Raw genomic sequence first — 12,490 nt, 5'->3', positions numbered from 1 at the left:
ATAGACAGTTAACTCGGGGGTTTGGATTTAATTAATGTAACATTATTCTTATAGTTGTTCCCAAATAAGTGCATATGCTGATTATTTAGATATACACCTAATCGGCAATCGGTACAAGTTCTTATCCTTAGCTTGGGACAAGAACTTGTACCGAAAAATAAAAAAGCCGCTAAAATAGCGACTTCAATGGGAATATGTTCTTGTCCCTCGACAATTCATTTTGGAATGGGCTGGAAAAATGTCGATTCTCGTGATGTCAGGGCATCCTGTCGTCGATCGCTCAGCATGGGCCAGTACCTTCAGTTCTTTCACTTCATCAGTTCCAATTATAAAGGTGAACATGAGTTGTGGCTGGATCTTTATGGCAGATTTCCAGTGCTCGCTTCGTTGAGCCCCTTTACTGCCCATTAGCCCTTTCATCTCTGCTGTACCTTCTTCCAACAGAATTACCCGTTTTGTCGTAACAACTCCGTGCATAACTTCATCGTCGAACGAATTGAATACAGTAAACGTGATAGATTTACGAAAACACGTTACATGCAATTTTAGGTAGCTATTTAAAAGCTCGACTTATTTTAAATTTCAGGATAATCTTGTAATTCTCTTGATCTTCAGATGAAGAGAATTGTCCTATCATCCGATGCATAACTTTTTCTATGATTTTTTCACCCAATTTATAACTTTCTACAGATTCATTATTTATTTTTAATTTGTTTTCTACACAAATCACAAAATGATTATCTTCTATATAAGTAAATAAATTAATTTTTTGCTCTCGATCTGCATATTTTAGTATGTTCGACAGAAAATTATCAAATACACGTCCAATATTTTCCATATCCACAATAATTATGACATCCGTAGGGGAGGCATTTACAAGTACCTGAAATCCTTCCGCTCGAAGTACAGCTGTAATATCTGACAATACATCATGAATTGATTCCCGAACTGAAAGGGTTACTAAGTCTGCCTCCCTCTCTTTATCTAATAAAAAATATGAAAACAGATCGTCTGTACGATTCTTAAGTTGGAGAGCCTTTTGATACGCACTCTCGATTTGATACCTTGTTTCTACACATAAATCTTCTGGTGTATTACGGGCAAACTCTAAATACATGATGAGAGATGTCAGTGGCGTACGCATATCGTGAGACATTTCGGTTGCAAGATTTTTACTCTCATTTTGCAAATTTTCTATCCTTTCTAACCTGCCTAAAAATGCTTTACGTAGTTCCTCTATACTTTCCGCAATCATCGCCAATTCATCATACCCTCGTACCGTTATAGAATAGTCTAATGAGCCGCCTTCAAGGATATGAATTTCATTATTAATTGTGCGTAAATATTTGATCCCTCTACGTATTCCTAATAAAACAATGGTTATAAATAACATTGCGGACAGCAATATTTCAAGCATGTAGGCCACATTATAGTAGTGAGAAAAATAAAATCCATAGATTGAAACGTTACCTGTCCCATCCTTAAATTGTACTGGGTAAGAGTTCCGTCGATCATAATCAGTTTCAGGCTGACTTCCATATGCTCCTTCGTCATCAGCATGGTACAAGGAATCATATTGAAGCACCTGGTTCTGAAATACGTATAAAAATAAATTACTCTTCTGACTTTTAATCCAGTCTGAAAACGCAATACGATCTGTCGTTGACAGATCGTTTGCTGAAACATATTCTGAAAATTTTTGGACGTAAACTTGAGATTCGGACTTTAAACGCTCATCAGAAGTAAAATAATGATCCATAACCCGATTGCTTATGGACTGCAAAAGTAAAAAACAAAGAACACTTATGGTGAGAGCAATAATTATTAAAACAGTCAACTTTTTAGTTATAGTAAGTTTATGAGTGGCCAAAACGGTAACCTCTTCCCCATTCCGTTAAGATATACGCTGGTTTTGCTGGATCTTCTTCGATTTTCAATCGTAATTTTCGGATGTGTACTACTACCGTATTATTTGAACTGTAGAAATAAGGTTCTTTCCAAATACTCTCATAAATATTTTGGGCAGAGAAAATTTTATTTCTTCTGGTCATCAACAGTTTAAGTAGACCGTACTCCAGATCGGAAAGCTCAATCTTCTGACTGCCTTTCCATACATCGTTAAATTGTTCACTTACTTTTAAGCGTCCTCCGATAAGAAATGTTTCGCCATAATCCTTTTTATCTTGATAAATCGTATACCTACGCAACAAAGCAATAACTCTTGCCAGAAGCTCCTGTACAGAAAAAGGTTTAGTTAAGTAATCATCTCCACCAGCAAGCAAACCTTCCGTTTTGTCCAAAGTTCCGGATTTAGCAGTTAGAAAAAGAATAGGAACATTGTATCGTTCTCTGATTCGTATACAAGCCTCCAGTCCGTTTATTCCAGGCATCATAATATCCAGAATCACCAAATCCAATGACTCATTTACTAATTCAATTCCCTGTTCTCCATCTTTAGCTGTTGTTACTTCATAACCTTCACGGACAAGAGACATACGTAGCAGATCACGAATTTCCTGATCATCTTCAACCACTAAAATCCGGCTTGTCATAGTTCACCTCATACTTGATTTAACTTTTAGCTATCCGTGCGAAGCAATGGCTGTGTACTGCAACGGAAAGCTCCACCGAAAGAACGAGAAATTTCGTAATCAACATATTCTACTTTGATTCCTCTTTTCTCAAGCTCTTTTCCAATTGTATTTTTGAATGCAATGTCCGTAACATATACTTTGCTACTGATTGGCAATCCATTTACTGCCAAATCTTGAGCATCCTTGTAACTCACTTCGATTTTGTCCCAATTTTTAAGTTCTTCTGGGAGCCCATTGGCTAACGAATCCATGCTAACAATCATTAATCCATCTCTTACAAAACTGATAGCACAATCCAGGTGCAATGTGCCAGGCTCTAGCTTCACCTCAACCACCTTATAACCTGATGGTGTCAAATAGTTTCTGAGCCAATCAATACCGGCTTTGTTTGAAGCTAGACCAGAATTACCGACGAATACAGTCTTTCCATACACGAGGATATCTCCACCTTCAAGGTAAGGACCGGCAGCAGAGTTGATTCCTTTAGAAACGTCTGGTTGTGGGACAGCTACATGCGGAACGTTATTTTGGGCTGCTTCCTTATCCAGAATACTTCTAACAGGTAAAACCTCAAGTCTCCGGTAAGCCGATTTAAATGAACCTTCAATTAGATGATTTCCGATTGTGAAGAATGGATCTCTGACAAAGAAATTAGTTACTCCTTCGCCACCTGTAATGCCATCTTTCACAGCCCCTAGTTGTTTTTCCTTTTCAGTTAAAAGGCGTGGACGTTGAACCTCAACTCCGTATTTTTCAAGAACCTTTTTAAGATCTTCACGCTCTTTTTCCCACTTTTCCTGTGCCTCTGCCGGATCCGTATTCATTATAGACATGCCTCCTTCAGGCATAGGCATGTCTCCTTCTGGAAAATCATCAAAATTGAAGTGCATAAAAGCTTCAGATTGTGTCAATACAACTCTTTTTAGCGTGGCGAACTCACTCTCTACATATACATTGTTTTTCTCACTTTTTGTAGTCACAGTTCCATTCACTTCCGTAACTCTATTAACTTTAGACACACCAGTCGCCCCTGCCACTGGTAATATGCTAGTTACCAGTACAAGTGATAATGCTGTTGATCCAACCCACTTCAAACTCTTTCTTTTCATATTAATGCCCTCCTAATAATTTGTTTTAATGCTTACAGTTTGAATTATAGAGAGCAATTCTTAACAGTTTATGAAGGCATACTATTTTAATTTAAACTCCTTCCCGTAAGGTCTGACAAGAGATCTTTTAAATGAATCACATCTTCTTCCATCAAAAACTTAGATACCCGCTTCTCCATGTTTTGGCTCACGCAGTTTAATAGAAGGATTGCTAGATAGATAGGTTTCTTCATATGTAAAGCAAAATAAGGAACGTTCAAAACGGATACGGTGCCCTAGGCTGCTTGGTTTTAGACGATCAGGTTGCTTTGCTAAGTATTCCTTCAGGAGATTTAGAGTTACTCCCGAAATATCTACAATCCCTTGATCAGAAACCAACATCTTGAGTTGTAAAGCATACGCACACAATGTATTCAGGCTCAACCCTTGAATTCGTTTATCTGCCTCATAATGATTCCAAAGTTCACTTAAATTCATAATAAAACCTCCTATTAAGAGCAATTAATTTTAGTTTGCTTCAAATAGAAGGTTTTAATTTGGGGCTATTTAACTAAAGTTTCCCGTTAGTTGATTAATGATCTAACCCTTGCCCCAAATAAGTCTTTTGAAGTAAATCCATATTGGTGTATTATTTGGAGATTTATTGTGTTAGCAATCATCTCAATTTCAGATGAATTGTATGAAGTCATATCCATTTTCGAAATGATCACTTGCTTATCCATCTCACTTGATAAAGAAAAGATAATTTGTTTCTTTATATCATCATTTAAACCTTCAAACAGGAGCACAAGGTTTTCAAGGTCATCTTTGCTACCTCTCATCAAACTGGGGGATTGTATAGTAATATGTCCTGGAGATGAAGATTTGATAGCATAAATTTCAATGATGTCATCCATTTCAATTTTTATGTTTATGCCTTCTTCTGTTTCAACAAATAGACACCCCTCATTTAATTCTTTAGAAACACCAGGGAAAAATTCATCTTGAATATTAACTTTAAATACTACTGAACGTTGTTCTTTAACTGTCATCTCAATAAATTGTCTCTTATTCATCATATTATGCAATGTTTCCCCTCCCTTTTAGAGATAAAGTATTCTATATAAAGGAACCAAGTTCTTGTCCCGCGACAAATAATAACTAACAGTTCAACGGCAAGTTTAAAGGCCATCCTCCTTTGTGGGATGGCCTTTCCTGTACATATTCCTCCATTAATAATACTGCCTTATAGGTTTTGTTAGCATTATTCAAATTATAACTGGCTGGAAGATTACTTGGGTCCTTCAGTAAAGCAGAACTAATGTCTAAAGTGCCTTGTTTATCCCTTTGTTGTTTAGAACACTAAGGAGATGTAAGCATCTCTTCAGCAATTTTGACCAGATCCTTTTTACCTAAATTGCTGTCTCCATTATTGGATATTTCATACAACAAATGATTGTGATCGTCCCTCCATCCAATCCGATGGTAAGGAACGGAATTAGTTGCCCTATCCTTAATATCGGATTGAATATAATAGACCTCATTACCTTGGATGTTCAGCTTCTCGGATTTAGCGTGATCGTCCTGGAATATGGTCACTTTGGAGTCGGGGAATATTCTTGTTGCCATTACAGTTACAACGTTCTTCCCCTTGACATAGCGTGCCAAAGAGAAATCAGCCTTATTCCAATTCAGTTTTTGAATATAGACCCGTTGCCCATCCGAAGAAGATTCAGCTTGTCTTCTAAGGTCGTCTGTTAACTTCAGGTAAGCAGCATCTGAGAGATGGTTTGTATACAGATCGGCAGGATAAACGTATCCGTAATCAAACTGGTACCCTTGAGGAAGTTGCGTTATTGATTTTAAAACTGGAGCTTGCGTCCGTGTAATTTCAGCTTGCAAACTGCTGAAATTTGAATACTCGATCCACTTATATTCAAATTTTACGGGGGTTAATTTATCCGCGTTGTTAATTAACTCATCTTTGACATAATAGGCTACATAATCCCCAGGTTGCAATTGTTCTTTAATCTGATTTGTGTAAAAGCCCAGTCTTTTTGTGTAATTGGTAACAAAGTCAGTAGGCTCTTTGGCGGCGGCAGTGTTTAGTACCACCTCTCCTTTATTGTTAAGGAATTCAATATATTGTGAGGCCGCATACCCTGTCACTGATACTCCAAGAACGATCATTGCGGTTAGCCCGGGAACCACGAATCTTTGACGAACTTGTGCTCTGGCATGCAAACCTCTCTTGTGAACTGCCAGCTTATGGACCCGAGTCATGACTTTGTCAGTGACATCAAAATTCTGAAACTCCTCTTGGATCAAGAGATCCATTTCTTTCAGATTTTCGTTTTGAGAAGTACGTTGTAATTTTGGCATAGTTCTTCCTCCTTTGGTTTCATCCATTTTTTGAGTTTGATTTTGGTTCTAGCAAACTTTTTCTTGACGGCATCGGGACTTTTATTCAAAATTTCAGCTATTTCTACAAACGATTTTTCTTCAAAAACGCGCAGAATCAGTAGGTTCCGTTCAACCACATTTAGTTTTTCAAGCGCCCGGCTTAGTGGTTCGTTAAAGAGTTGGTTATCCAGCATCTCTGCAGGACTAATGGCAGTTTGATCTTGAGCCATTAGTCTGAACTTCCATTTCTGTTGCATTTTTTTTCGACGGATTATGTTTATGCAGTGATGATAGGCTATTTTGTAGAGCCAGGCGGAGAAATTCACCTCAGGTTTATAGGCATCTATTTTCTCATAGGCCTTAACCAGAACGTCCTGAACAGCATCCTCAGCTTCCTGTTTGTTTGAAATAAGTCTCCAGCAATACATAAATATCTGTTTTTGGTATTTTTGAACGATATAAACGTATTCCTGAGTTTCGCCCGCTTGTACTCTTTTAATTCTGTATTCAGTTTCCTCATACATGTTTCTTTAAGACACCTCCCAGGTATTAACGATGAAGTTTATATATGTATAACAAACGAGGTAGTTCTAAAGGGACATTTTTTAGAAAAGTCTCTAAATTGTTGTTCAACCATATCCTCCTTATTTGTTTGTGATACAGAATCGGTCTGGTTAATAGGTCTCAGATTATTGACAACAGTACCAATCAAAACCCAAACACTGTAAGAGCAAATTCAACATCTAATGTTTCAATAATAGAGCGTTAGAATCTCTGCTTCTATAGAGCGCGGCTAAAACTCTAGCTTGCCTAAAATTAATAAATAATGGGATTTTGTTTAACCAAGCTTGACTCACAGTATTTTCCTTACAATAGCCGTTTAAGAAGTTGCAATAGTAACGCTTTGCAATCTCCTTCCTTACATATCCAGACACAACCCAAGGAATAGGGATTTCATAGAATATTTGTCGGATGATATTCTTAGATGTTAATAGGAGGAAAACATGAAAAAGCAACCTCAAATAACAGAGAAAACAAGACAAACCTTTGTTGGAGTTTTTTGTGAGTTATATAGCCAAAAACCAATCGAGAAAATTTCAGTTCAGGAAATCGCGAATAAGTCAGGATATAACCGTAGCACCTTTTATCAATACTTTACTGATATTTACGAATTGTTAGATGCTCTTGAAAATGACTTATTGAACGACATAAAAGAAGAATTGGCGAAAAAAGAGCTATCGATGCATACGGTTCAAGATGCGCTCCATTGTCTGGACAAAAAAGAACATCTTTTGGTTCTCCATGCCCTTTTAGGTGATTATGGAAGTCCCCGTTTTTTAAAACGCTTAAAAAAAGAAATTACTCTAAATCAGTTGGAATTAAATGTTCCGCAAAACCCTGCCTTAACGCCATACTTGATTGAGTTTTACCTGTCAACCTCCCTTTCCTTATTTCGTCTTTGGCTCCAGCGACAAAAGGATTTATCGTCAGAAGAGTTTTTCAAGTTAGTGGACAACCTCTACTCAAAGGGGGTTACGTCCTATTCTAAAGAATGAGTCTGGCATTCAAACCTAATCGGTGTATAGTACAATAAAAAAACTGCCCTTTCTTGTGGTACGGTTCACGCTTAAACTATCTTGCCCGTTAGTTTAAGGAATTGAAGGACAAGATGACGATTAGATACACGCCTAATCGGCAATAGGAACATGTTCTTGTCCAATACGGTAATCGGTACAAGTTCTTGTCCTTGGCCCGGGACAAGAACTTGTACCGATAAAACAAAAAAGCCGCTAAAATAGCGACTTCAATGGGACCATGTTCTTGTCCCTCGACATTGTAGGTATTGTTGGCTCGGGACAAGAACTTGTACCGATAAATAAAAAAGCGGCTAAAATAGCGACTTTAATGGGAATATGTTCTTGTCCCTCGACAGCACCAATTAAAACTGCATTGCAGGTTGTATTTAGGTTATTCGCCGAAACGAATATTTTTAACAGTTTTATTGACTAACGAGAAGTTCTGGAAAGTCCGTGGTCCACCCTCTCCTAATGGCGCCTGTGCTTCAAGGCCAACCTTAATGGTCTCTTCCACTGGTAGTGTAAAGAAACGCATCATCACATATTTGAGACCATCCAGTGAATAGTGGAATGCAAAGGAATTGCCGACTCGTGCTATTTGTAGCCAAATGGTGTCACTGTCGATATTGGACCCGTTTGCATCATCCGATGTTTGATTTGTTACTACGCTAACTACTGCATGTGTATCAAAATCTGTTTTTTCAAAACAAGCTTTAGCCCACACCTGGAAATCCTGCATAATCATAAGTGTTGCTGAATCATAAGTGTCCTTAAATCCATGGGAGACTTGAGCACGCATTACAAAATCCCCCGTAACTTCTTGATAATAAAAAGGTGCATTGGCAAGACTCTCTGGTGTGATCCCTTCTTCTGAAACGGGTCCAGGTCCACAATTATTAAAGAAATCGGATTTAGCAGTTGCCTCAATAATCAATTTGTCATTCTCAAAGGTTGCTTTGCTTTCATTAATCCATTTGAAATGTTCAAAAGCTGATTTTTCCATCTAATTGCCTCCTTAAATTATGTCACAAAGTATCACTAAAACTTTAAGGCTTAATAACCATGTAACTTAGGTCACTTTATAAACGTATATTGAAATCATGTTACAAAATGGCAATGTTTCTTTTACCGAATTACTGTGGTTGACCTCTGAGAATTCTATCTTATATTAGTTTCCCCCTACTGTCGTGTACAGTGGCATTCTTTTTAATAAAACGATCGTTCTTGAAAAAGAATACATTGATTCTTAGGTGTTTGAAAACTAGGAGTCAGATTAATGACTTTTCCAAATCAAATATAGCTACTTGGGAACGATCAGTCAACATATCGGTTACATGGATTGAGATCGTTTTTTGTAATCGTAGTCCTTTAGCTCCTCTTTTTTTGTTGTATTTACAACAAAAAAATTATCGTTTATAATCATTCTAAAAGTATGTTTAATTTGTTTTTAATTACAAAATGAATTTCTGAAAGGATTATAAGAAATGAAATCAAAAAAAATAGACTCAATTGAGGGGCTCAACATCGCTTTTCAAATAAGAGAAGAAGTGTTTGTGAAAGAACAAAATGTACCAATTGAAGATGAGTTTGATGATTATGATAATTTAGATGGACAGTGTGAGCACATCCTGGTCTATTTTAATGAACTACCCGCCGGAACAGGCAGAATTATTATTCGAGATGGCGTAGGTAAATTAGATCGAATATGTATCTTAAAACCTTATCGCGAATATGGTCTCGGTAAATTAATCGTTACATCACTGGAAGAAATTGCAGAAAATAAAGGAATATCCAAAGTTAAATTACACGGACAGACACATGCAGAGGGATTTTATCACAAGCTAGGATACCATACTACCTCCGATGTATTTATGGAAGATGGAATTCCGCATTATCTAATGGTAAAAGATTTATTATCGAAATGATGCCATTATCACGTGTAAATCAATGTTTAATTTATGCAATAGGTATCTTAATTCTAACTCTTGGCATTACCTTGACCATACAATCAGATTGTTTTTCAAATTTTTGTGTTTCGGCTGCGTTTTGGTTGTTGCAGGAATAGGAACGGCCATGTATCTACAGACCAATTTTGCACCGATTCCGATCGATCGGTTAACACTCTCACTAAAAAAATAACTCGAACGAATATATTTTTTTCGAGATTCGAGAACTCTGATTAACGTTGTACTTCTGTTCACGGCATTCATTTTTGGTGGACCCATAGGTATAGGAACTGCACTGGCTGTCTGCTACAGTGGGGCCATTTTAAATGTTTTTATGCCATGTATCAGAAAGATGATAGAAAAATTGAGTTCAACAGAACCAGGAAGTAATGAGGTGGATGGAAACAATTCCGCTAAAATCATCGTGTATATAAGACTTTAGTCTTTATGAGTTGTATCTACTCATTATTTAGGTCTTTGTCTAATCGGATATGGGAACAAGTTCTTGTCCCTCAACGGCTAGTTTTATTATGAAATCTCACTAATGTAATCCTTAGCAACCCGTGTTTACCCTCAGAAACTCAGTTGCTTCATCTTGACGCGACAATTGTATAATGTGTATTTGTCCTAATAAAGCCTTACCTGAATGTACTTTTTACTTAGATATTCATCTAATCGGTAATCGGACCATCTTCTTGTCCATTTCGGTAATCGGTACAAGTTCTTGTCCTTGGCTCGGGACACGAACTTGTACCGATAAAACAAAAAATCCGCTAAAATAACGGCTTCAATGGGAATATGTTCTTGTCCCTGGACAGCATAACACATAGTGCTGTTATTGAGCTAATGTCAATTTATATGATCTCTTGACTTTAAAAAAATAGCCCGCTATGCGAGCGAGCTTGATAATCATCTTCATTGAGTTAAAGAACATAAGGAGTTGCCTCTACACTTTTATTGTAATTACTGGACTACCCGCAGAAATATTTTGTGCCCCCATCCGACTTACTGACACATAATTGTCAGAGTTCGTTATTATCAGCGGAGTAATCAATTCAAAACCTCTTTCTTTAATTTTCGCCAAATCTACTTCCATCAGGACATCACCGACATTCACCAAATCACCTTCTTGGACTTTGAGAGAGAAGCCCTCGCCTTTCAGTTTGACCGTATCAAGGCCAACATGGATAAGAACCTCCACACCATCGTTGGCAATGACTGCAATCGCATGTCTTGATTTGGTTATCGTGGTAACTACACCTTCAACAGGAGATACAATCGTTCCGTTTGAAGGGATAATTGCAATTCCTTTGCCCATCGCTTCACTAGAGAACGCCTCATCTGCAACATTTGCAAGGTCAACAACCTCTCCAGTCACAGGGCTATACACCGTCATCTCTGCTTTCGTAACAGATGAACTTGAACCTTCATCCGTTTCCTCAATACCGGAAACAGATACGGAATCCGTTGTGCTTTGCGTTGCTAACTCGCCGGATTTGGTGCGGGTTTGGTATCCCCACAGATAGGTCAAAATGAAACCAACCACCAGACCCACCGCCATTTGCAACACATAACCATAGAAGCCGGGATCAATGCCTTGAGGATTGACTGCACCAGGAATACCGAATACGCCGGATGGAGCAAATGCATAAACTTTGGACAAAAAGGCTCCACCGATCACTCCACCAATACTACCACCAATAATCGCCATTATGAGCGGTTTTTTTTGAGGAAGCAGTACACCGTAAAGTGCAGGTTCACTCACACCGAGCAATGCTGTGCCACCCGTTGAAATACCCAGTGTTTTCAGCTGTTTATCCCGTGCTCTCAGTCCAAAGGCCAAGGCTGCGCCTGCCATCGCAAACTGATTCGCTGCCAGTAACCCCATCACAGAATCGTAACCAACAGTTGCCATGTTGTTAATAAAGATTGGGATAAAGGCCCAGTGCAAACCAAACATGACGATCAGAATCCATGGTCCACCCAATACAAGTCCAGCAAGAATCGGATTAAAATTGTAGATAGCCGTTGTAATATCAGCAAGACCGTTACTGAGGTATGTGATTACAGGACCGATGATGAACAGTGTCAGTGGCACCGTAACCAAGAGTACGATAAATGGAGCCAGAAAATATCTAAAACCTTGCGCGATACGCTTCTCAATAACACGATTTAACAGGGATGCAAACCATACTGCAACAATTGCGGGGAATACGGATGATGTGTAATTCATGATATTCATCGGCAGACTGAGGAAGGTCAACTGCTGCTCAGAGCCTACAAAACTCACTAGCGCGGGGTAGACCATGGAACTTCCAATAATCATTCCCACATATTGATTCAAGCCAAAGTATTTGGCGGCGGAGCTACCCAGGAAAATCGGGAAGAAATAAAACAGTGCATCACCGATAGCATTCAGTACGATATACGTTCCATCCGTTGCCGTCAGAGCACCGAATGCAGATAGACAAGCCAGCAATCCTTTAATAATACCACTTGCTGCAAGCGCTCCCATAACAGGCATAAAAACACCGGAAATCATGGATGTGAAGCGGTCAAAGAGACTTTTTTTCTCACCTTGTATCTCATTGGAGGATTCAGTATTGCTCATGTCTCCCAGGAGGGAAGACAGCTCATTAAATACGGGAACAACCTGATTCCCGATGACCACCTGATATTGTCCTCCTTGCTGAATAACGGTCAGCACGCCATCCATTGCTTTGATCTCTTCGGCATTGGGGATTTTGCTGTTTTTGAGTTCGAATCTCAACCGGGTTACACAGTGGGTAACCTTATTGATATTTTCTTTGCCTCCGACACTGCGTAACACATCCGTTGCCAGTTGACGATGATCCATGCCTGCTCACTCCTTCATGGGTGAG

The 12,490-nt window shown here is 38.5% G+C and carries 11 protein-coding genes; 2 read left to right on the top strand and 9 right to left on the bottom strand.

Annotated features, from left to right (window positions below):
• Window positions 1–553: 553 nt before the first annotated feature.
• The 7 genes from MHI52_RS16905 to MHI52_RS16875 all read right to left on the bottom strand — a co-directional run bounded on the left by MHI52_RS16905 (window position 554) and on the right by MHI52_RS16875 (window position 6,609).
• Window positions 554–1,870 carry a sensor histidine kinase gene (locus MHI52_RS16905; protein WP_405157320.1) on the bottom strand — a complete coding sequence of 439 codons (1,317 nt, stop codon included), beginning with the start codon at window positions 1,868–1,870 and terminating at the stop codon, window positions 554–556.
• Window positions 1,857–2,552, bottom strand: coding sequence for a response regulator transcription factor (locus MHI52_RS16900; RefSeq protein ID WP_036673666.1), 696 nt, complete (start codon window positions 2,550–2,552; stop codon window positions 1,857–1,859). The genes MHI52_RS16905 and MHI52_RS16900 overlap by 14 nt, the downstream gene beginning before the upstream one ends.
• Window positions 2,553–2,578: 26 nt before the next feature.
• Entirely contained in the window at window positions 2,579–3,703 is a 1,125-nt protein-coding gene (locus MHI52_RS16895) for an arginine deiminase family protein (protein ID WP_340982391.1), read from the bottom strand.
• A 159-nt stretch (window positions 3,704–3,862) separates the two neighbouring features.
• Window positions 3,863–4,180, bottom strand: a complete 318-nt coding sequence (locus MHI52_RS16890) for a hypothetical protein (RefSeq protein WP_340982392.1) — start codon at window positions 4,178–4,180, stop codon at window positions 3,863–3,865.
• 86 nt (window positions 4,181–4,266) lie between these two features.
• The gene (locus MHI52_RS16885; RefSeq protein WP_282321216.1) at window positions 4,267–4,770 is read right to left on the bottom strand and encodes a hypothetical protein; all 504 of its coding nucleotides are present in this window, start codon (window positions 4,768–4,770) and stop codon (window positions 4,267–4,269) included.
• Between the two features lie 274 nt (window positions 4,771–5,044).
• Window positions 5,045–6,064 carry a DUF4367 domain-containing protein gene (locus MHI52_RS16880; RefSeq protein ID WP_340982394.1) on the bottom strand — a complete coding sequence of 340 codons (1,020 nt, stop codon included), beginning with the start codon at window positions 6,062–6,064 and terminating at the stop codon, window positions 5,045–5,047.
• Window positions 6,025–6,609, bottom strand: a complete 585-nt coding sequence (locus tag MHI52_RS16875) for an RNA polymerase sigma factor (protein WP_076317726.1) — start codon at window positions 6,607–6,609, stop codon at window positions 6,025–6,027. Before MHI52_RS16875 ends, MHI52_RS16880 begins: the two co-directional genes overlap by 40 nt.
• Window positions 6,610–7,089: 480 nt before the next feature.
• On the opposite strand from MHI52_RS16875, the gene MHI52_RS16870 reads away from it, so the two are divergent.
• Window positions 7,090–7,641, top strand: coding sequence for a TetR/AcrR family transcriptional regulator (locus tag MHI52_RS16870; RefSeq protein ID WP_282321218.1), 552 nt, complete (start codon window positions 7,090–7,092; stop codon window positions 7,639–7,641).
• A gap of 412 nt (window positions 7,642–8,053) precedes the next feature.
• On the opposite strand, the gene MHI52_RS16865 is transcribed toward MHI52_RS16870, so the two are convergent.
• Window positions 8,054–8,665 carry a DUF1349 domain-containing protein gene (locus MHI52_RS16865; protein ID WP_036673660.1) on the bottom strand — a complete coding sequence of 204 codons (612 nt, stop codon included), beginning with the start codon at window positions 8,663–8,665 and terminating at the stop codon, window positions 8,054–8,056.
• Window positions 8,666–9,146: 481 nt separating this feature from the next.
• On the opposite strand from MHI52_RS16865, the gene MHI52_RS16860 reads away from it, so the two are divergent.
• On the top strand, window positions 9,147–9,587 hold the full coding sequence (locus MHI52_RS16860) for a GNAT family N-acetyltransferase (protein WP_036673659.1): 441 nt from the start codon (window positions 9,147–9,149) through the stop codon (window positions 9,585–9,587).
• A gap of 967 nt (window positions 9,588–10,554) precedes the next feature.
• Here MHI52_RS16860 and MHI52_RS16855 read toward each other — a convergent pair.
• Window positions 10,555–12,465, bottom strand: coding sequence for a beta-glucoside-specific PTS transporter subunit IIABC (locus MHI52_RS16855; protein WP_340982395.1), 1,911 nt, complete (start codon window positions 12,463–12,465; stop codon window positions 10,555–10,557).
• Window positions 12,466–12,490: the final 25 nt, after the last annotated feature.

The organism is Paenibacillus sp. FSL H8-0283 (genome assembly GCF_045040675.1).
Classification (GTDB): Bacteria; Bacillota; Bacilli; order Paenibacillales; family Paenibacillaceae; genus Paenibacillus; species Paenibacillus amylolyticus.
This window is presented reverse-complemented; position numbering and strand designations above follow the sequence as displayed.